This is a genomic window from Eubacterium sp. BIOML-A2 (assembly GCF_009680135.1).
GTDB lineage: Bacteria > Bacillota > Clostridia > Lachnospirales > Lachnospiraceae > Faecalicatena > Faecalicatena contortus_B.
Genome location: NZ_WKZK01000041.1, coordinates 1 through 22,860, shown reverse-complemented (window position 1 = coordinate 22,860; position 22,860 = coordinate 1). Strand labels below are relative to the sequence as shown.

The following is a 22,860-nucleotide window of genomic DNA, read 5'->3' as shown; positions in this document are numbered from 1 at the left end:
TGACCAATTCTGCAGCTCTTTCCATAATGCCTGCGCAATTTCAATCCACACTCCCACGCAGGGAGTGACTAACATTCAAATTTCCGTATCGTACTGCCCTGCAAATTTCAATCCACACTCCCACGCAGGGAGTGACAAACAATTTGACGCATTTTATTGTGATGTCGGGAATTTCAATCCACACTCCCACGCAGGGAGTGACGCAGGAACCTTCTCGATTTCTCCGTTTTCGTACCTATTTCAATCCACACTCCCACGCAGGGAGTGACGCCCTTCCCTTTGTCTTTCATATATGGTCCGGTATTTCAATCCACACTCCCACGCAGGGAGTGACGCTTATAGCGTCAGATATCGCATCAGCCACCTGGATTTCAATCCACACTCCCACGCAGGGAGTGACGGCTTAGCATAGATGTGGTGTTATAAGGTACGGGAATTTCAATCCACACTCCCACGCAGGGAGTGACTGAGGCGTGTCTGTTAATTGACAGCCTGGTTGATATTTCAATCCACACTCCCACGCAGGGAGTGACCTGATGTGGTGCCGCCAGCGATCCGGCAGCCGAGGATTATTTCAATCCACACTCCCACGCAGGGAGTGACAAATTATTTTTATCAATGACTGATAACTATGCGGAATTTCAATCCACACTCCCACGCAGGGAGTGACCGTATCTGCGCCAGGCTTGCGAATGCCACGGAGCAATTTCAATCCACACTCCCACGCAGGGAGTGACAAATAAATACTGCCAATATCAATCTTGGAAATATTATTTCAATCCACACTCCCACGCAGGGAGTGACGCCAGTTCGGCTGAGGACGTTGGAATCGCAGAACTATTTCAATCCACACTCCCACGCAGGGAGTGACTGTCGAAACCGGCGTTTCGCAGTGCCGTTATGATGATTTCAATCCACACTCCCACGCAGGGAGTGACTTTCTAAACTGACAAAGAGCGGCGTAATAGAAGAGATTTCAATCCACACTCCCACGCAGGGAGTGACAATCCGTTCTTTGCCTCCATACTGCCGTCTTGGAATTTCAATCCACACTCCCACGCAGGGAGTGACCATCAGGAATAAACGTCTCCGAATGCTACATAATATTTCAATCCACACTCCCACGCAGGGAGTGACCCATCAAACCAGCCTCAATTCCGTATAGTTTACAATTTCAATCCACACTCCCACGCAGGGAGTGACCCGCCGTCAAAGTCCTGGGTTATACTCATTACCGATTTCAATCCACACTCCCACGCAGGGAGTGACCCCGTGGATCTAAATTTTTCTTCCTTTGCAAGAAGAATTTCAATCCACACTCCCACGCAGGGAGTGACCAAACAGGACTTTATAAATGCAGTTTGTATATGTGATTTCAATCCACACTCCCACGCAGGGAGTGACGATTTGGTAACTTAACATTTAGGAGGGGCAGGATATTTCAATCCACACTCCCACGCAGGGAGTGACCAGTTTGTCCGAATTGATCAGGAAGATGACGATATTTCAATCCACACTCCCACGCAGGGAGTGACTGAAAACGGAGTAAATACTAGTCTACTCCCATAAATTTCAATCCACACTCCCACGCAGGGAGTGACTAAGTGGCAGAACTACGTCACGTCCCTCTGGTACATTTCAATCCACACTCCCACGCAGGGAGTGACGTCAGCTTGTGTCGGTTGGAGATTTTGATACGTTGATTTCAATCCACACTCCCACGCAGGGAGTGACGATCCAAGATATCTGTATACTATCTTGACCACAATTTCAATCCACACTCCCACGCAGGGAGTGACTTATCGCAGATAGATTGAGCATCGAAAAGAACAATTTCAATCCACACTCCCACGCAGGGAGTGACGGCAAAATTGCACAATTTAGATGTAAAATAATTATGCTATTCTTCTAAAATTTTATACTATTCTCGTACATATTACAATTCATTCCGCATAAATTTCTAATTTTTTTATCTATATACTATATCTTACTCTTTTAATTGGTGCGAATCTCCCAGGAAATTTATGTTCACTTCACATTCGCACCTTATACTTTTACTTCATAAGATTAATGATTACCATTTTACTCGCAGACAATTGTTAAATCGCGACCTCATTAATTATACTGTTTTTTTGCTTCTTTTATATAATTTTCTCTCTACAAATATAAAAACGTAATAACCTCACCAACAAATCCACAACTCACAAAGAAGATGATTTGCAGCCGCTAGATATCAGATTAACCTAATACCCTTTTTAAACTGTCCTGTTATATTCCAGGAATATCCTTCTTCTTTTTTTCCAGGTGATACGGTTGACATTTCCGAAATCACCTGCGGGTTTCTACCACGTTTTATCTGACTTTTAGCGGGAAACCACACTATCTTCTTAAGGAATTCCATTCTATACTCATCCTTCAGAAAGTCTTTTCCATCCCCTTAACTCCCTGTGCCTCATTTCCCTTGCCCTCTATCAGAAACTACGCGATTTCTGCAGCTCTTTCAAATTTCTCATGTGGCCCCGCTTTTCCCGCTTCAAGACTATTTTCATACCCTATATTAATGTCATGTTCTAGAAGATAGGCAGCCCTACGGAGCCGATCTAGCACTTAATTAACCCTACCAACATCAATAGCCTGCCCTTTGAAACTTGTGGTATTGAACCTTATATTACAGAAAGCAATACCAAACTTCTCTATCCGCTCACGAAATGATGACAGGTTTACTTCAAAATCCTCCTGACGTTACCTCTTAGAAGATAGGGTATCAGGTGTTCTTCTAAGCTCCACCCCAATTCTCACTGGATACTTTTCTTGAAAACTCCGCCTTAAACGCATCGTTTCCTATAAACTCCTGAAAAAAGAAGTCATCTTCTCAAATCACTAAGCCTCTATACCGTATGCAACAAAGGTACGTTTCCAAAGTCAGCTATAACATTTTGGAATAGGATATCCCAGCTGTCCCAATAAATGAATTATTTTCTAAGAACCAGACCATCGTAGAACCGGTCATCACTCACTTTAAACTCAATATGTGCATCAATAGGCACAGATTGTGTCATCATGTTGCTGCAAAAACAAATGTGTCCCTCGCCTGGAAATTCACAGTGATCGATTTCCATAGGCAAAGTTATCCACAAATGAATTTATGAAACTCACCTATTCTGCTCATAAAGTTGATGGTAAAATAAAAAAAGCCCTATATTAACCTGCAATCGGTCAATATAGGGGCTTTTTATTTTTCTTCAACGAATAGACTAATTGATAAAAATCTCTATTTAAATTATCAACGAAACTTGACTATGCATTCTTCTTAGCAATTGCAGCCTGAGCAGCAGCCAGTCTTGCAATCGGAACACGGAATGGTGAGCAGGATACATAATCCAGACCAATTGTGTTGCAGAATTCAACTGAACTTGGGTCTCCGCCGTGCTCGCCGCAGATACCTACGTGCAGACTTGGATTAACCGGTTTTCCTAACTTCAGTGACATTTCCATTAACTTACCAACACCTGTCTGGTCAAGTTTTGCAAATGGGTCATTCTCGAAGATCTTGGTGTCATAGTAAGCATCTAAGAACTTACCAGCATCATCACGTGAGAATCCGTATGTCATCTGTGTTAAGTCATTGGTTCCGAAGCAGAAGAAGTCAGCTTCTTTCGCAATATCATCAGCTGTCAGGCAGGCTCTTGGAATCTCGATCATAGTACCAACTTCATACTTAAGCTCGATTCCAGCTGCTGCGATCTCAGCATCAGCTGTCTCAACAACGATATTCTTTACAAACTTAAATTCTTTGATATCTCCAACCAGCGGAATCATGATTTCCGGGCAAACGCTCCAGTCAGCGTGTGCTTTCTGTACGTTGATAGCTGCACGGATGATAGCCTTTGTCTGCATCTTTGCGATCTCTGGGTAAGTTACTGCAAGACGGCATCCACGGTGTCCCATCATTGGGTTGAATTCATGAAGGGAATCAATGATTGTCTTGATCTGCTCTACAGTCTTGCCCTGAGCATCTGCAAGTTTCTTGATATCCTCTTCTTCTGTAGGAACGAATTCATGAAGCGGTGGGTCTAAGAAACGGATGGTAACCGGGTTTCCTTCCAGTGCTTCAAACAGACCTTCAAAGTCACCCTGCTGTACAGGAAGGATCTTTTCGAGTGCTGCTTCTCTTTCTTCTAATGTATCTGAGCAGATCATTTCACGGAATGCGTCGATTCTGTCGCCCTCGAAGAACATGTGCTCTGTACGGCAGAGTCCGATACCTTCTGCCCCGAGTTCGCGAGCTTTCTTAGCATCTTCCGGTGTATCTGCGTTTGTACGAACTTTCATGGTTCTGTACTTGTCAGCCCATCCCATGATTCTTCCGAACTCACCAGCGATTGTAGCGTCTACAGTCGGGATTAATCCGTCATAGATGTTACCTGTAGAACCATCCAGTGAGATTGCATCTCCTTCGTGGTATTCTTTTCCGCCAAGTGTAAACTTCTTGTTTGCTTCGTCCATAACGATGTCGCCGCATCCTGATACACAGCATGTACCCATTCCACGTGCAACAACGGCAGCGTGAGATGTCATACCGCCGCGTACTGTCAGGATACCCTGAGCAGCTTTCATACCTTCGATATCTTCCGGTGAAGTTTCAAGACGTACAAGTACGACTTTTTCGCCTCTTGCAGCCCACTCTTTTGCATCGTCAGCTGTAAATACAACTTTACCGCAAGCAGCTCCTGGTGAAGCTCCGAGTGCTTTGCCAACCGGTACGGCAGCTTTCAGCGCAGCAGCATCAAACTGTGGGTGAAGCAGTGTATCTAAGTTTCTAGGATCGATCATTACAACAGCTTTTTCTTCTGTGATCATTCCTTCGTCTACTAAATCGCATGCAATCTGCAGAGCAGCCTGAGCTGTTCTCTTACCATTACGTGTCTGCAGCATGTAGAGTTTTCTGTCTTCGATCGTGAACTCCATGTCCTGCATATCTCTGTAGTGGTCTTCCAGTTTATCACAGATTGCTACAAACTGATCATAAACTTCAGGCATAACTTCATGCAGCTGAGAAATCTTCTGAGGTGTACGAACACCGGCAACAACGTCCTCGCCCTGTGCGTTCATCAGGAATTCTCCCATGAGCTTCTTCTCGCCTGTAGCAGGATCACGTGTAAATGCAACACCTGTACCTGATGTGTCGCCCATGTTACCGAATGCCATCATCTGTACGTTAACAGCGGTTCCCCATGAATACGGGATATCATTGTCACGACGGTATACGTTAGCTCTCGGGTTGTCCCATGAACGGAATACAGCTTTAATAGCGCCCATCAGCTGTTCCTTCGGATCAGTTGGGAACTCTTCGCCGATCATAGCTTTATATTCATCTTTGAACTGTCCGGCCAGAACCTTCAGATCTTCTGCCGTCAGGTCAACGTCCTGTGTTACGCCTTTTTCTTCTTTCATCTTATCGATGAGCTCTTCAAAGTATTTCTTACCAACTTCCATAACTACGTCAGAGTACATCTGGATGAATCTTCTGTAGCAGTCCCATGCCCAGCGCGGATTGCCGGACTTAGCAGCCAGTACGTCAACTACTTCTTCATTTAAACCAAGGTTCAGGATAGTGTCCATCATACCTGGCATAGAAGCTCTTGCTCCTGAACGAACGGAAACAAGAAGCGGGTTCTCTTTATCACCAAATTTCTTTCCGGTTACTTCTTCCATCTTTGTGATGGCATCCATAATCTGATCCATAATCTCGTCATTGATCTTTCTGCCATCTTCATAATACTGGGTACAAGCTTCTGTCGTGATTGTAAATCCCTGTGGTACAGGAAGACCCAGGTTTGTCATCTCAGCAAGGTTAGCACCTTTACCACCAAGCAGGTTTCTCATGGTTGCATTACCTTCCGTAAACATATAAACCCATTTTGCCATTTTTTAATGACCTCCTAAATAATTTTTTCAAATAAAACTGCACTAAGTCGCATATAATATTCTAATGGTTTTGGTTATGCTCGTCAAGCATTTTGTCCGTAAATTTGCACAAGATTTGCAAGTTTTTTTTGTGTAATATTCCTTTTTTCGATTTCTTTTCAACTTTTCTTCGGAATTATTCACAATTTTCTTTTTGGTATCAGGTTAAAACCGGGCAAATCTCACTGTACACAGTAGTTTCCCCGGTTTTAACGATTTCTTTTTGTACCTATTATTATGCGTCTTTTAAAAATGCAAGATATCCTTTCAGCGCTTCATAAATATCGGCTTTACTGGAGACTTCCCAGGGCGCATGCATGTTCAGTACAGGTATCCCGCAGTCAATCACATTCATCCCATAGTCGGCCATCAGATAGGCTATGGTACCGCCTCCCCCTTTGTCTACCGCTCCCAGTTCCGCCGTTTGGATAACGACCTTATATTTGTCCATAATCTGCCGCAGCTGGGCCATATATTCAGGATTTGCGTCGTTTCCGCCGGATTTTCCTCCGCTGCCGGAATATTTGTTAAAGACCAGGCCGTTTCCGAGATATGCGGAATTCTTTTTCTCATAATACTCTTCAAACATAGGGTCATAGGCTGCGCTGACATCCGAGGAAAGCATCTGGGAATGGCTCAGAGCCCGGCGCAGCTTCAATTCGGAAAAGTCACCGCACAGATCCATAATCTCTGCCACTGTATTTTCAAAAAAATGAGAGCGCATACCTGTGGCGCCTGTGCTGCCGATCTCCTCTTTGTCTACCAGAAGACAACACGAGGTCCGCCTGGACATCTTCAGTTCCAGAAGTGCAAGCAAAGAGGTAAAGGCACAGCTTCTGTCATCTTGCCCATATGCCAATATCATACTCCGGTCCAGGCCGCAGTCTCTGGCCCTGCCGGCAGGTACGATCTCCAGTTCTGCAGAAATAAAGTCTTCTTCTTTGATCTGATACTGCTCCTGAAGCAACTTTAAAATTGTCTGTTTTACCATTTCCGTTTCTTTTTTATCATCATCGCTGTTTATAAATTCCAGATGTTTCTTCGTATTACTCTTTTTGAGCTCCGTCTTTGCACATGGCAGATTGCCAATAAGAAGATCCAGTTTTTCGGCGTCAATCAGTTCCTTTACTTTCTTTTCATTCTGCTCTCTCCCAAGATGGGGCAGGAGGTCTGTAATGACAAATACCGGATCCTTCTCCTTTTCTCCGATTTTGATCTCCGTTTTGGTGCCGTCCTTTCTGACAACTACGCCATGAAGTGCCAGAGGCAGCGCCAGCCACTGATACTTTTTGATGCCTCCGTAATAATGCGTGTCCAGATACACATTCCCCTTTTCCTCATAAAGCGGAACCTGCTTCACGTCGATCCGCGGGGAATCGATATGTGCACCCAGTATGTTCATACCCTTTTCAAAAGGCTCTGTGCCGATCTGAAAGAGCACCACGGTTTTATCCATCTGGCAGGCATATACTTTATCCCCGGGCTTCAGCGGCTCCTTTGCCTCCCGGATCTGATCCAGATCCCGGTACCCCTGGGCCCTGGCGAGTTTGATCGCCGACGCTGCACACTCCCGTTCCGTTTTACTGCAGTCCAAAAAATGACAGTATGCATGGCAGATATCCTCCACACGTTTTCTCTCCTCCGCACCGTAATAGTTCCAGGCATTTTTTCTCTCCATAACTACTTCCTCTTTCTACTTTTATATTCTGCATCATTGCTTTTACTAAAAGATAGTATGGATGATTCTGCCAGAATCTATTCTTTCTGCATAGGAAAAGACGGGATTTCAGTCCTGCCGCGGCGGCGGCTGTTCCTTCATCCCGTCTTCCTGTTACTTACCTGCCGGGCAGTCTTACTGCCTGTATTGCGGCATTGATTTTGTCAAAAACGATTGGCACTGCCATTTGCGCAGCCAGATTAATTCATATCTTTTAAAAATGCGCAGTATGCTCTGTAAGCCTCATAGACATCCGCCTTGCTTGACACCTCCCATGGTGCATGCATGCAGAGCACTGCGACTCCGCCGTCTATCACTTCCATTCCGAACTGAGCCAGTATGTATGCTATAGTGCCGCCTCCTCCGACATCGATCTTGCCCATCTCTGTCATCTGGAAGGCAACCTGATTTTTATCAAATACTCTGCGCAGCTTTGCGATATACTCCGCATTCGCATCGTTGGAACCGCTCTTTCCCCTGGAGCCCGTGTGCTTCTTGATCACAAGTCCGTTTCCAAAGAAAGAAGAAGATTTCTTATCATACACATCTGCATACATTGGATCATACGCGGCCCCTACATCGGAGGAAATCATTGTTGAATTCGCAAGTGCATGGCGGAGCTTCAATTCAGAGAAAACGCTCATCTTATCCAGCAGATCTGCAACTGCATTTTCAAAGAAACGGGAATGCATTCCGGTAGCACCGACGCTTCCGATTTCCTCTTTATCTACCAGGATACAGCAGGAAGTGCGTTTCACATCCTGTACATCCAGCATAGCAGCGAGTGAGGTATAAGCACATACGCGGTCATCCTGACCATAAGCCATGATCATACTTCTGTCCAGTCCGCAGTCCCTGGCCTTTCCTGCCGGTACAACTTCCAGCTCGGCAGACATCAGGTCTTCTTTTTCAATATCATAAGTCTCTTTCAGAAGCTTCAGAATCTGTGCGGCAGCCGCGTCCTTTTCCTCGCCTGCCAGCGGCCTGCTTCCAATCAGGATATCCAGGTTTTCCCCCTCCACCACTGTGTTTGCTTTCTTTTCCAGCTGCTTGCCTGAAAGATGTATCAGCAGATCCGTTACTACAAAAACCGGATCTTCGTCTTTTTCTCCAATTGAAACCTCTACCGTAGTTCCGTCTTTGCGTACTACTACTCCATGGATTGCCAGCGGAATCGTCACCCACTGATATTTTTTAATGCCGCCATAATAATGTGTATCAAAATACGCGAATCCACTTTCCTCATACAATGGATTCTGTTTCAGATCCATGCGCGGGGAATCGATGTGTGCACCGAGAATGTTCATACCATTCTCAACCGGTTCCTCTCCAATGTTAAAAAGCGCAATTGATTTGCCCATCCATGCAGCATACACCTTATCTCCGGGTTTCACTTCATTTGCCTTGGAGAGTTCTATGTAACCGGCAGCCTCAGCCTGTCTGATGACTTCTGTAACACACTCGCGTTCTGTTTTCCCTGTATCCAGAAACTTTTTGTAGTCACCTGTCAGCGATTCCAGTTCTTTTAACTGATCTTCTGTATAAACTTCCCACAAATTTTTTTCCATATCCTTTACCGCCCCCTGCAGATACTTGCAGTCTACGGATGCTCCAGTATCCGAAGGGCGCAGACACTGTATGCAAAATGCGTGCCTGCGTTATCCTTTCTTTTAATTTTATATTTACCGTCTGGAGAAAATGCCCCACACGTTTTGTACCAGATGCTGCTGATAGCAGATTAGGACGCAGCTCTTTTTCTAAAGAGTACGCCCTAAAATTGTTAAAATCTTAACTTTTCCTCGAAGTATGCTTTCAGATCTTCGATTTTGATTCTTTCCTGTTCCATGGTGTCTCTGTCTCGTACCGTCACAGCACCGTCTTCCTCTGAATCAAAGTCGTAGGTCACACAGAACGGTGTTCCGATCTCATCCTGACGGCGGTAACGTTTTCCAATATTTCCACGGTCGTCGAATTCACAGTTATAAAGTTTGGACAATTCTGCAAATACCTTTTCCGCACCCTCGTTCAGCTTCTTGGACAACGGCAGAACACCAATCTTCACCGGCGCAAGCGCAGGATGAAAATGCAGAACAGTACGCATGTCTCCGCCCTCCAGCTCTTCCTCGTCATATGCGCTGCAGAGGAATGCCAGTACCATACGGTCCGCTCCCAGTGACGGTTCGATTACATACGGGATGTATTTTTCTTTCTTCTCATCATCAAAATAGGACATATCCTGCTTCGATACTTCCTGATGCTGTGTCAGGTCATAGTCGGTTCTGTCCGCGATTCCCCACAGCTCGCCCCAACCAAACGGGAAAAGGAATTCCACGTCTGTAGTTGCCTTGCTGTAGAAGGAAAGTTCTTCTTTGTCGTGATCACGGTATCTGACCTCATCCTCTTTGAGCCCCAGTGAACTCAGCCAGTCAAGGCAGAACTGCTTCCAGTATGCAAACCAGTCCAGATCGGTGCCTGGCTCACAGAAGAATTCCAGCTCCATCTGCTCGAATTCTCTTGTACGGAAGGTAAAGTTACCGGGTGTGATCTCATTTCTGAAAGATTTTCCGATCTGTCCGATACCAAACGGGATCTTCTTTCTGGATGTTCTCTGGACATTTTTAAAATTCACAAAAATACCCTGGGCAGTCTCTGGTCTGAGGTAAACTGTGTTTTTCGCATCTTCCGTAACTCCCTGGAAGGTCTTAAACATCAGGTTAAACTGACGGATATCCGTAAAATTATGCTTTCCGCAGGAAGGGCACGGAATCTGGTGCTCTTCTATAAACGCGGACATCTGTTCCTGTGACCATGCGTCAACCGCGCCTTCGATTGCAATATCATGTTCCGCACAGTAGTCCTCAATAATCTTATCTGCCCTGAAACGCTCATGGCATTCCCGGCAGTCCATCAAAGGATCTGAAAATCCGCCCAGATGTCCGGATGCAATCCATGTCTGTGGGTTCATAAGAATCGCACAGTCCACGCCCACATTATAAGGGGACTCCTGAATGAACTTCTGCCACCAGGCTCTTTTCACGTTATTCTTTAGCTCTACACCGAGGTTTCCGTAATCCCATGTATTAGCAAGTCCACCGTATATCTCGGACCCCGGGTAAACAAATCCTCTTGTTTTGGCAAGAGCCACAATTTTATCCATCGTTTTTTCTACCATAATACTGCTCCTCACATTCTATTTCATCTCAATTGGTAACTATTATAACGGCTATGGGGGAGATTTTCAAGCCGTTTGCCCAAAAATCGGGATATAGTTAACGAGCTTTAGACTCGTTGACGGATGGCGGACGCGAATGACGAGGTGAGTCCGGGCGCTGGCGGGGCAATGTCTGCTGGTGAAATGTCCTGACACTGCGCGAAGAAGCTGTAGAAGAAAACGGAACGGGAAGGGAGGTACCACCGCATTTGGCCCGAATGCCGATGCATTCGCGCCGCAGGCGGTTTCAGAATTTGCCTGGTAAGGCAAATTCTGCCCTCCCTTCCCGTTCCGTTTTCTTCAACAGCTTCTAATCGCTCGCTTTATGGACTTTTCACCAGCAGACATTGCCCCGCCAGCGCCCGGACTCACCTCGTCATTCGCTGTTGCATCCAGACGGCAGGTAAAAGCTCATTCCCCGGAGGGGTCCCGTGCGGTTGCAGCGGATGGGATAGAATTGGTGGTTCTGTTATGTCGGCATTAGTTAATGCTATCTAACCAAAAACAGTTCAAAAGATTCCATGCATAAAAGCTCTAAAATTCATTTAAGCAGGATGCCTGATACGCATAGCCCATTCCATCCGCCTCCCCCGTCTAGGTCGCCACCCTGGCAACGACTTCTTTCCTACCGATCGGATGAACCAGCCAAGCGGACTGTAAGCGGCAAGCCCTCCGGCCTGTAGGGTCGGTTTCAAACGCCTTATAGCGGACGACTAGAAGCTCTTAGAGAGCCGGAGACACCCGGAAGGGATGAAAATTGATTCTCCAAAATCAATTTTCAATCCGGCCTGTGCTGAAAAAATATCAATTTTTCAGCGCATGCCGGTTGTGCCCTTCCGGGTGCCTCCGGCTCTCTTAGAGCTTCTTCGTTAAGCGGTCAGGATTTGAAACCGACCCTACAGGCCGGAGGGCTTGCCGCTTACAGTCCGCTTGGCGTCCTCACCCCATCCGCGCCGAGGCTAAAGCTCGTCGCTAACTCCCGTTTTATAGGAGAGTCTCAAGTATCTCCAGTGCCTTAAACCGTTTATCTACGTAGACTTCCCTGTATCGATCCAGTACCCGGGACAGTTGATCCAGCACTTTATCTGTCACATTAAATGTATACAACTTCTCTATTTTACTGCTTTCTATATATTGCATGCTATATAATGTCGAATTATCCAGATGGATGCCGTCTATGAGATCTCTGTCACATTCTGTGCATACCAGGCCTCCTTTTCGGACGCTGAATACAGCTGGGCGTTCCTTATCTCCGCACGACACGCACTGGAAAACTTCCGGACCCTCTCCGTTGATGCAGTAGGCCTTTAGTTCAAATATGTATCGGATGAGCCTGTTGGGAATATGCGGATTGGTCAGCGCTCTCATGGTCTGATATAAAAGTTTCAGCATTTCTCTCTCATCATTTGATTCTTTTGTATAATAATTTGCAAACTCGAGAAAATAAAAACCGTAATATGCGCCCATGATATCTTCCCGGAGTTCTGCAAAATAGTTCAGAACATTGACAGACTGTATCGTATGGGAAGAGCGACCCTCATACATGGTGAACTCCCCAAATGTAAACGGATTAACTGCGCCTACCAGAGGGCTGTTTGGACGCCTTGAGCCCTTGGCAAACGCAGCTAACTTTCCCTGTTCTTTTGTTAAAATTACTACTCTTCTGTCATATTCCCCAATTGGCGCTGTAGACAGAACCATACCTGTCAGTACAATCTGATTCACAATTGCTTACTCCCACACTTTTTTCCTTCATCTGCCCTTTCTCGTCTGCAGATTCCTGCATCTTATAGGACAGATAATCCTTCACACTTCCGGTTGCAAAAAACTTATTCCAGTATTCTTCTTCCATCAGATCACCTCTTCTTATGTGGTACATAATTCTGCGGCTTTGCCGCAGATCCGCCCGAAGGGCATGAGTTACGGGATGCCCTTGGGTATACATAATACTGCGGCTTTGCCGCAGCCCCGCCTGCCGGGTACTTGTTATATAATACCCTTGGGTTATACTATTAGGTTCTCCGATTCAAACAGCACTATACCTCGTAAAATCTACCAGCACATTTTGGACAAAATGCCTTGACACCCTTATTTTTTCTGGCTTTGCTCTATCTTTGCTCGTCCTGGTAGCCAAAGTTTTTCATCATAAAATCACTGTCACGCCAGTTTTTCTGCACTTTTACCCAGAGTTTTAGATTTACCCTGCAGTCGAGCAGACGCTCGATCTCATACCTCGCGGTGCTGCCGATTTTTTTCAGCATACTTCCCTGCTTTCCTATGATAATTCCTTTGTGTGAATCTCTCTCACAGATGATCGTGGCGTCGATATGCATGACCCGTTTTTCCATCTTCATACTGTCAATCGCCACGGCGATTCCGTGGGGAATTTCTTCCTGCAGGCAGTGCAGGGCCTTCTCACGGATGAGTTCTGCTACGATCTGGCGCTCGGGCTGATCCGTAATCGTGTCTTCATCATAAAATTGCGGCCCGTAAGGGAGATGCTGCATAATTACCTTGACCAGCTCATCTGTATTATCACCATTTCTTGCAGACACCGGCACGATCGCGGCAAAATCATACGCCTTACTATATGCATCTATAAAAGTCAGAACTTCTTCTTTTTTTACCATATCTGTCTTATTGATCACAAGGATAACCGGTGTCTTAACATGCTTCAGTTGTTCGATGATATGCTGCTCTCCGGCGCCTATAAAGGTGGACGGCTCCACGAGCCACAAGACTACATCCACCTCGTTCAGCGTCCTTTCTGCAACATTTACCATGTATTCGCCCAGCTTATTTTTGGCCTTGTGGATCCCCGGAGTATCTACGAATACAATCTGGCCTTCCTCCGTCGTCAGAACCGTCTGAATCCGGTTTCGGGTAGTCTGCGGTTTATTGGATGTAATCGCAATCTTCTGGCCGATCAGATAGTTCATTAAAGTAGACTTTCCCACATTTGGACGTCCGATCAAAGTAACAAATCCTGACTTATAATTTTCTTTCATTCTTTCACCTTTCATTTTGGCCTGAGTCAGAGTGTACATGGGCATTCACCGCCCCCGGCGGGCATCCGCTGCTGTGCGGACCGCCCCGTGCATAAACTGCACCACGGCGGATCTGCAGTTACTATACACAGCCCTTAGCCGTGAATAGTAACAATCTGCAGCGCAAAACGGCCTGTGCCGGAGGCATGATCTGCCAAATACACGCTAAAACAATGTCTTTACTTCGCCAAACATATCTTTCTGTTCTTCTATTTTTTCTTCGCTTCCGATTACGCACAGCTGGTCTGCAGCAAGTACCGCCTCCACAACGCCTGCGAGTGCACGGATATCCTCCTGTTGCGCCCCAAGTATTTCCATGCGCTCTTTCCGGATCATGTCCGCCGACACATGATTCATATAGAGATTCATCGAACGGTCTCCTTTTGTGGCCGGAGTCATCGGACGGTCAATATTGCTGATGGTGCCGATGATATACTTATTCATGTCTCTTTCATCTACAGTAAACTTTCTGAGATAATCCACAACCCCTTCGTAAGTCTCCATGGTTTTCCTCAGATTCGGATCGCGGTAGGAGATAAAGTATCCCTCCCCAATCCGGTTGAAACTGCTCATGCAGCCGTATGCCCCGCCTTTAACGCGTACATTCTGCCACAGGTAGTCATAGCTTAAAATGACTTTCAGGATCTGGAGTGCTCCGTTGTAATCCGCTCCGTGGTCAATAAAGTTGCCCACCCTTGCAACATACTGCACTTTGGATGATGTCTTAAAGCCTTCATTTCTCTTTTTGCAGTGAATGATACAAGGTGTTTCCTCAGACTTTGGTTCCTCGTGAAGACCTGATTTTATTTTTCCGACCCCCGGTTTGATAGATTCCAGTCCTTCCTCTGCGGAAGTATAGCTTATCATCATATTATCTGCGCGGAAGATATCCATGGCAATCGCTTTGAGGTTCCAGATCAGTTCTGCTTTCTTTTCTTCAAAGTTTTCTTCGATTTCCTTTACGGCCTGATAAAATCCAATGCCCTCCGTATCATCCTTGAACTTAGCAAGCGGTGAGTCATAGGACAGCGCACGCAGAGCCGACGTTGTATGGCCGGAGGACTGGAAGCTCATCTGCATCCTGGATTTCAGCATAGCCAGGATCTCTTTCAGACGCTTTTCATCATCCAGTTTGGATTCCATCAGAATCTCACGCATCATGGCAAGCAGGATGTCCATCTTCGGATAAAGGGCCTTTCCTTTCATCTCCAAAGTGGCGCGGAATTCCTTTTCCTTTACTTTCGTTACATCTGCATACAGTTCCAGGGAAGTTCCGATTCCCCCGGTGTGGACATTGATCTCATTAAATAATTCTCCATAACCGTAATGATTCGTATCGATCATTCCGAGCACCGCCTGCAGCAGTCCGGCATATACCAGTTTTTCCTCCGGCACGCCGGATAAATCAAACATCAGTGTGATATACCCGATGCCATTTGTCTCCACATTGTGATGGATCATTTTAATGCCGTCCAGCTCTTTTTCTTCATTGCAGATCGGCGCGATTTCTCTGGAAATATCCTCCGGGCTCAATACCGGTATCTTCTCCTGATCCTCTTTCGGAGATTCTTCCTCCTGGTATGCGAGCAAGGATTTAGTGTCTTCTACTAATTTATTAATTTCTTCCTGACTTAAATTTCTCTTATAAGCCTGCAGTTTATCAGCCAGCTCTTTGTCCTGCCGCGCTGTCCTGCCCTTCTCCGGCTTCACCACTACGACAGAGGCGTGTGTATTGTCCAGAAGATAGGTCTGAATCAGTGACTCAAAATACCCGGTGTCCATCTGCTCTTTCAAAAAGTCAAAAGTCGGAATTGCCTGCATATGGATGAATGGTTTTTCTTCGTCGTAAAGCCAGCTGTCAAACATCTGAAGGCCGTACATGAGCCCCTTTGGATAGTTTCCAAAATCAGCTTCGCGGAAGCGGAATTCGTGGTAATTGATTCCGGCTTCCAGTGCCTTTTTATCGATTCCCTTCTCTACAATGTCTTTCAGTGTACCTTCAATAATTGAAAGGAACGCTTCTTTTTGCTCCACATTGGCATTCTTTGCAATCACCGAGAATATAGGCTGGTAGATCCCATTGTCATAGGACCCCATAATATCCTTGCCAATTCCGGCATCCACCAGCGCTTTCTTCAGCGGGGCTCCCGGTGCGGAAAGCAGCGCATAGTCGAGAATCTGGAATGCCAAATACAGCTTTTCATCCAGGCTCGTACCAATGACTTTGTTGTAGGACAGATACGTATTATCCTCCTCACCCTCCTCGCTTGAAATAGAATACTCGATTTCAAGTTCCTTCACTTTTTCGAAAGGCTCCTGGTATTTAATCTCGGAATCCAACGAAATCTGATCGAACCGGCTCAGGTATTCCCGGTCCAGCCACTGAAGCTTCTCTTCCATATCCATATCACCATACAGATAGATATAGCTATTAGAAGGATGATAATACTTTCTATGGAAATTCAGAAATTGCTCATATGTCAATTCGGGGATAAACTCCGGATCTCCGCCCGACTCATTTGCATAGGACGTATCCGGGAAAAGGGAATTCAAGACTACCCGGTCCAGCACTCCCTCAGGAGAGGAAAACGCCCCCTTCATCTCGTTGTAAACAACACCATTGTATTCCAGGTCCGCATCCGGGCTGTCCAGTTTATAACTCCAGCCCTCCTGGCGGAAGATTTCTTCGTGCTCGTAGATATTTGGATAGAATACCGCATCCATATATACATGCATCAGATTCTGGAAATCCTTGTCATTGCAGCTCGCAACCGGATAAACCGTCTTGTCCGGATAGGTCATGGCATTCAAAAAAGTGTTCAGGGAACCTTTCACCAGTTCTACGAAAGGGTCCTTAACCGGGAAGTCCCTGGAACCGCACAGTACAGAATGTTCCATGATGTGCGGAACACCCGTGCTGTCGGAAGGCGGGGTGCGGAATCCAATGGAAAATACCTTGTTCTCGTCATCGTTTTCCATTAACAGAACTCTCGCCCCGGTCTTTTTATGTCGCAAAAGGCTGCCCTTCGATTTTAAATCTGATAAGTCTTCTTTTAATATCAGTTCGTATGCATCCAAATCATAAATACTCATAGTACACCTCTCTTTTTATTCGATGTGAACATTATAGCATCTAAATCGTTACAATAAAAGGGGGCGGTTTGGGGGGAGGGAAGTTTTTTGGCTGGGTGGTTCGCGAAGTGTGCGTCAGAATGTCCGGCCGGGTGCAGATAAACATGCTGTGTGAGAAATGCGGGCGCTGCGCTAAGCGGCAGTAAGGAGGAAACGGACAGAAACGTATGGCACCGAAAGCATTCACCGTCCAGGCTGATGCCTGAACGGCTCAGGCTTTCTTGAAAACTGATTCGGAGATCAGTTTTCAGCCATACGTTTCTGTCCGTTTCCTCCTAACTGCCGCTAAGCTCGCTGGGAGCATTTTTCACACAGCATGTTTATCTGCACCCGGCCGGACATTCTGACGCACGCTTCGCTGGGCTCATCCGGGCGGAAAGCTTGACTCCCGGGGAGGGGGAACCGCTGTGGGGGTGGCGGATTGGAGTGAATTGGCGGACAGGTGTTTAACATCTACTGGGGGTGGAATAGGATGTGTTTTTGGTTGGTTTGGTCTGTGTATAGGGTTGCGTGTACTCCGTATACTTCGTGGATTGTTTTTTCTGTCAGGACTTCCTGGGGCGGGCCTTGGGCTGCTATTTGGCCGTTTTTTAGGACGTATATGTAGGTGCAGTAGAGTGCGGCTATGTTTAGGTCGTGGATTGCGGCTATTATGGTTTTGTTTTGGGCTTTTACCAGATTCATTAGTTCTAGCTGGTATTTGATGTCCAGGTGGTTTGTGGGCTCGTCCAGGATCAGGCAGGGTGTGTCCTGGACGAATGCGCGGGCTATCAGGACTCTTTGTTTTTCGCCTCCTGAGAGGGTGAGAAAACTCTGATTGCTTATGGAATGGAGTCCGATCTTTTTTAAGATTTCTTGTACTGTTTTTTTGTCGGTTTTGTCTTCTGATTCCAGCATCTTTTTTCTGGCGTGGCGGCCCATCATTACGACTTCTTCTACGGTAAAGTCAAAGCTTGATTCCTGCTCCTGGATGAGGACCGATAATTTTTCTGCCATTTCACGGTTGCTTATGGCTGTTAGATCTTCCCCCATGAGGAAGATGCTGCCTTCCTGTGGTTTGAGGACTTTGTATATGTTTTTTAGAAGTGTAGACTTTCCGCTGCCGTTCGGGCCGATTATGCCTACAAATTCTTGCTTTTTTATGTGCATCTCAATCTGGGATAGTATTTGTCTGTCCCGGACTTGATAAGAAAGTTCTTTGATTTCTATCATTTCATACTGATCCCCCTATTTAAATTCGTATTGACGCACCTTTATCATCCATAGGAATAATGGCGCCCCGATAAATGCTGTCAGGATTCCTATGGGGATTTCCGTCGGCGGATGAAGCATTCTGGCTCCCACATCTACCCAGATCATGAATAGGGCGCCTGTAAGAACTGAAAGCGGGATTAGTTTTTTGTGATCTGCTCCTACGATGGAGCGGACCATATGGGGAACTACCAGCCCGATAAAACCAATACATCCGCTTACTGCAACTGCAGAGGCTGTCAATAAGGCAGACACAATGATGAGAATCCGCCTCACAATATTTACGTTTACTCCAAGTGTAATGGCTGAATGTTCTCCCATCAGTAGTGCGTTTAAGGCCCTGGACAGGTACATCAGGCACAAAAATGCCGGGATTATGAGTATCCCCAATAAAGGGATATCGCTCCATGCTGCGCTTCCCAGTCCACCCAGCATCCAGAAGGTTGCCTCTCTTACTGCCGCATCATTCGGAGCTGTATATACGATGTAATTCGTCAAAGCGCTGAATAAAGATGAAACAGCGACTCCCACTAGTATTAAACGGATTGGAGTCACTGTATTTCCTGTTCTTGCCAGAGTGTACACAAAAAGCATTGATACAAGCGCTCCGGCAAAAGCTCCTGTGGAGACAGTTAACCTCCCGCCCCATGGAAGCCAGACCCCGGCAAGCATTGCCAGTACGGCTCCCAGAGATGCGCCGGATGAGATTCCCAGCACATACGGTTCTGCAAGCGGATTCTTGGTAAATGCCTGCATACAGATCCCGGAAAGTGTTAGACCCGCTCCTACAAGGCCGCCCAGCAGAACCCTGGGCACCCTTAAAAACCAGACGATATTCTGTGTACTGCTTTTCATTTCTTCTATAGAAATCAGATGCTCCAGGCCAATGTACTGGGATATGTTATACAGTACAATTTTCCAGACGGAAAAAAAGTCTATGGTAACCGGCCCGATTCCGACGGCCAAAATAATAGAAATGATCAGCAGTATACAAAGAATAATCGAGCTTAAAACGCTATGTTTCTTTATAGTCATACAAATATTCTTCATACCTGTGCATCACTTTCATTCAAAACAGTCCGGATGGAATGCCTTTGCAAATTTTTCAATTGTATCCCCCGTCATAGAGCTTGCGAATACCTCGCAAAGATTTACAGAAATAATTCTGTCATTTGCAATTGCCGGTACGGCTGCCAATGCCGGATTCTCTTTTAATTCGGATATTTTCTGTTCTAAGGAAGTATCGCCGTAATCGTCTATTACAATAACTTCCGGGGCACGCTCCACTACTTCTTCCCAGCTTACATTTGCCCAGGTCTTATCCATATCGGAAAAGATATTTTTCCCTCCTGCGTGCTCAATCAGTTTTGCAGTAAAATTATTTCCGCAGGTATATGCTCCGCCATCTTGCGCCATATCATAAACAAATACTTTTACGGTTTCCTGACCCTTCACCGCATTTTCTGCCGACTCGATCTGAGCTTTCATTGCATCTACGATTTCTTCTGCTTTATCTTCCAGATCAAAGATGCGTCCAAGGTTATAAAAATCTTCATATACAACATCAACATCTGCACCGATGGTATACCCTTCAATAGACGCTAGTGACATGATACCATAGCCGTTTAATGTCTCGTGTTCTGTATTATTTTTTTCAGAAAATGCACTGGACCGCCCATAAATAAAATCCGGCTCCTCAGCCAGAATTGCCTCCAATGAGGGGGCTGACTCTGCAAGTTCCGGAATCTTCAAATACTCATCATTCCACTTCGGGTTGATTTTAGAATTTGTATATGCCCTGCCTATAATTTTGTCTCCCAGTCCCATTGCCATTAATTCGTCACCCGTGCATGCATTTGCTGCAATTACTCTTTCAGGCACGTGTGTAAATGTAACTTCAATATCATCCTGCGTTTTTAATGTGAAAGGAAATTCCCCCTCAGATTTAGATTCTTCTTCCTGTGCCGGCTTTGCCTTTTCCGCGGCTGCTGCATCCGCATCGGAAGCATCTTTTCCACATGCTGTAATACTCATTCCTAATGCAAGCACCAGCATTATGCTAATCAGTTTGTTTCTCAATTTCATACTTTTTCTCCTCTTTTCAATAATAGTTTAAAACTATCCTCATAGATATCCATCTTCATTTTCTCCATTTTGCTTATAACTGCATAAGAATAGAACGGGCTTGCCCACTTTGCGCGCCGCCGCGATGCCGCTTTGCGGCTATATACCTTATCGCGGCGTGTGCATCTTTGTGATATAGGAAATTCCTCTGGAATTTCCTATATCACAAAAAAGACATCTGCCCGAAATTAGCAAATGTCTAATACATGTGTATCCATTAGGTATACACAAATAAAGTTGTTTTCAAAAATGTACATAACAACTTTAAATATTCAGACAGGACGCTTTTAACCGGAAGTTTCCTCTCTTATTCGTCAAACAGGTTTCCTGACTTCCAGATTATCGCTCATGCTGTGCCTTCTCACAAAATAAAGATTCTGCAATGACATCTTACAGCTTTCACTCCCTGGATACAGTGGCCGGACCGTTCAGGCTTTTCACCTGATTCCCTTTTACCTCTTACGAGCATTTGATGAATAGTATGATTCAGTTTTTCCAGACAAACATACCCTGAAATAAGAAAATTGTCAATAAAAGAACGGGGATCTGATAAAAAATTACAAATAGTTCTTATATTTTTCGTAATAACGCGAATACCCGCCCCGTTGCAGATACACATGCTGCGGGACAGGTATTCTGACGTAACAGTTCGGGCCTGCCTGAACTGTTACATTCTGACTGGGCTTTGCGGAAACATCAGGATGATAAACCTGCCTTTTGCCCTTTATGCCTGCTGGCTTCGTAAAGGCCCCTTACTATCAGGTTTATGAAGAGGAGGAGCATGCACATAGCTACGGCAGGAGCGGTCTGACCGGCGCCTTCGAGGCTTACTATGGCTACGGAGGCTATGGGGGCGGTGGGGGTAAACAGGAATACGACCGCGGATACGGTAACCAGGGAATTTACGAAAAAGTATACCCACATTTCGCAGATTGCGGGCGTGCACAGGGGGAGGGTGACGCGGCGCAGGGTCTTGTAGAATGGGACTGCGAGGGATTCGGATACCGTTTCGAATTCTTTGTCAAGCCTTTTCAGAGCGGTTGTGGCGGTGCTAAAAGGTACGGAGTAGAAGTGTATCATGTTCGCCAGTACGATGATCCAGATGGTTCCGTATATAAAGTGGAAAGGGTTTTGTAATACGTAGCCGTCTGCAAATGGGATCTTGAAGTTTGGTGCGTTGAAGAACATAATGAAACTCAGGCCTACTACGGTTCCCGGTATCGCCAGGGGGGTGATGGAGAGCAGGTAAGTAATTCTTCTGCTGACCTTGAATTTCTGGTTTTTCTCAATCAGGTATGCTCCCAGGAATGTGATGAAAGTTCCCAGAAAAGCCGATATGAGCGCTATGATTATGGAATTTTTGAATGCAGTGGTTCCGCTGCCTGATGAGATTTGCCCCAGATCATAGTTGGAAAGTGTAAATGTCAGGTTATAGGGCCAGAATTTGATCAGGGAGGCAAACAGAGCGACTGCGAAAAACAACAGCATAGCCAGTGTGATCACGAGACAGAATATCGTTGCCGCCATGTCGCTTGGCCTGTGGGGTTTAATCTGGTATGGTATCGATTTTGCGCTGATCGCCGCATTCTGCTTTTTATTTGTAATCCGGTCCACTGCGAAGGACAGTACGGCCGGAAACAGCAGGATGATTCCCACTACCGCACCCATGTTAAAGTTCTGCTGCCCGACCACCTGTTTATAGACGTCTGTGGCCAGTACGTTGTAGTTGCCGCCCACAACCGAGGGGGCTCCAAAATCGGTAAAACTGTATGTAAACGCTACAAATATGGCGCTGATCAGCCCGTACTTGACGTTCGGTATGGTGATCGTAAACATTTTCCGGATCGCCGAAGTGCCCATTGTTTCCGCCGCCTCATACAGACGGTTGTCTGCAGCAGAAAATGCCACCATCAGGATCGTTGTCGCCACTGGAAAGCAGTAGATGCTTTCGGCGATGATAATCCCCACCTTGCCGTATAAAGGCACCTGCCAGCCAAGTGCGGTGAAGATGCCTTTATTTCCAAACAGGTAGATCAATGCGATACCAAGAAGCATGGTAGGGGCAAAGATCGGGATCATTCCGATGTATCTGAAAAAGCCTTTCCACGGTACATTTTTTCTCGACAGGGAATAGGAGAAGAAAAATGCCAGTGTCACTGATATAAGTGTTGATACGGCTGCAATAAAAAAAGTATGTGATATGGAATAAACCATGGATTTGCTCTGAAAATATTTTGCAAACTGGGACAAGCCTGCAAATGCACCGCTCTTATCCTGAAATGCCTTCAGGAACAGGGTGCACAGGGGGAGAACCAGGAAGAGTACCAGAAAAATCGAGACTGTGAAGAAAAGTCTGTAAATAAGATTCTTCTATGATAATGAAGGGTGAAAGGCTACGAAAAGAGAGCTTT

Annotated in this window: 13 protein-coding genes, 1 CRISPR repeat array and 1 riboswitch (1 of these 15 only partly in view); all 13 genes read right to left on the bottom strand. The window is 45.8% G+C overall.

Translation table 11 applies throughout. The features are described 5' to 3' along the window. Nucleotides 1-1,864: direct repeats of the CRISPR family, unit length 32 nt; unit sequence ATTTCAATCCACACTCCCACGCAGGGAGTGAC; it reaches 2,485 nt to the left of the window's first position. A 369-nt stretch (nt 1,865-2,233) separates the two neighbouring features. Next, complete coding sequence (locus GKG43_RS14495; RefSeq protein WP_154253396.1) at nt 2,234-2,401, bottom strand: hypothetical protein; 168 nt, start codon at nt 2,399-2,401, stop codon at nt 2,234-2,236. Between the two features lie 896 nt (nt 2,402-3,297). After that, nucleotides 3,298-5,928, bottom strand: coding sequence for a pyruvate, phosphate dikinase (ppdK, locus tag GKG43_RS14490; protein ID WP_050641469.1), 2,631 nt, complete (start codon nt 5,926-5,928; stop codon nt 3,298-3,300). Between the two features lie 274 nt (nt 5,929-6,202). Further along, nucleotides 6,203-7,645: an aminopeptidase gene (locus tag GKG43_RS14485; RefSeq protein ID WP_050641470.1), complete on the bottom strand. Its 1,443-nt coding sequence runs from the start codon at nt 7,643-7,645 to the stop codon at nt 6,203-6,205. Nucleotides 7,646-7,884: 239 nt separating this feature from the next. After that, nucleotides 7,885-9,252 carry an aminopeptidase gene (locus GKG43_RS14480; RefSeq protein ID WP_055154385.1) on the bottom strand — a complete coding sequence of 456 codons (1,368 nt, stop codon included), beginning with the start codon at nt 9,250-9,252 and terminating at the stop codon, nt 7,885-7,887. A gap of 212 nt (nt 9,253-9,464) precedes the next feature. Then, the gene (locus tag GKG43_RS14475; protein WP_050641472.1) at nt 9,465-10,856 is read right to left on the bottom strand and encodes a glycine--tRNA ligase; all 1,392 of its coding nucleotides are present in this window, start codon (nt 10,854-10,856) and stop codon (nt 9,465-9,467) included. A gap of 1,023 nt (nt 10,857-11,879) precedes the next feature. Further along, nucleotides 11,880-12,620, bottom strand: coding sequence for a DNA repair protein RecO (gene recO, locus GKG43_RS14470; protein WP_242857625.1), 741 nt, complete (start codon nt 12,618-12,620; stop codon nt 11,880-11,882). Then, complete coding sequence (locus GKG43_RS14465) at nt 12,562-12,747, bottom strand: hypothetical protein (protein ID WP_055154383.1); 186 nt, start codon at nt 12,745-12,747, stop codon at nt 12,562-12,564. Before GKG43_RS14465 ends, recO begins: the two co-directional genes overlap by 59 nt. Before the next feature lie 256 nt (nt 12,748-13,003). Next, complete coding sequence (gene era, locus GKG43_RS14460) at nt 13,004-13,903, bottom strand: GTPase Era (RefSeq protein WP_055154392.1); 900 nt, start codon at nt 13,901-13,903, stop codon at nt 13,004-13,006. 204 nt (nt 13,904-14,107) lie between these two features. Further along, nucleotides 14,108-17,035 carry an insulinase family protein gene (locus GKG43_RS14455; protein ID WP_055154382.1) on the bottom strand — a complete coding sequence of 976 codons (2,928 nt, stop codon included), beginning with the start codon at nt 17,033-17,035 and terminating at the stop codon, nt 14,108-14,110. Nucleotides 17,036-17,527: 492 nt separating this feature from the next. Continuing rightward, on the bottom strand, nt 17,528-18,286 hold the full coding sequence (locus GKG43_RS14450) for an ABC transporter ATP-binding protein (RefSeq protein WP_050641476.1): 759 nt from the start codon (nt 18,284-18,286) through the stop codon (nt 17,528-17,530). 15 nt (nt 18,287-18,301) lie between these two features. After that, on the bottom strand, nt 18,302-19,375 hold the full coding sequence (locus GKG43_RS14445; protein ID WP_050641477.1) for an iron ABC transporter permease: 1,074 nt from the start codon (nt 19,373-19,375) through the stop codon (nt 18,302-18,304). A 15-nt stretch (nt 19,376-19,390) separates the two neighbouring features. After that, entirely contained in the window at nt 19,391-20,410 is a 1,020-nt protein-coding gene (locus tag GKG43_RS14440; RefSeq protein WP_055154381.1) for an ABC transporter substrate-binding protein, read from the bottom strand. Between the two features lie 338 nt (nt 20,411-20,748). After that, nucleotides 20,749-20,937: riboswitch (cobalamin riboswitch) on the bottom strand. 208 nt (nt 20,938-21,145) lie between these two features. After that, entirely contained in the window at nt 21,146-22,810 is a 1,665-nt protein-coding gene (locus GKG43_RS14435; protein WP_129879255.1) for a putative 2-aminoethylphosphonate ABC transporter permease subunit, read from the bottom strand. Nucleotides 22,811-22,860: the final 50 nt, after the last annotated feature.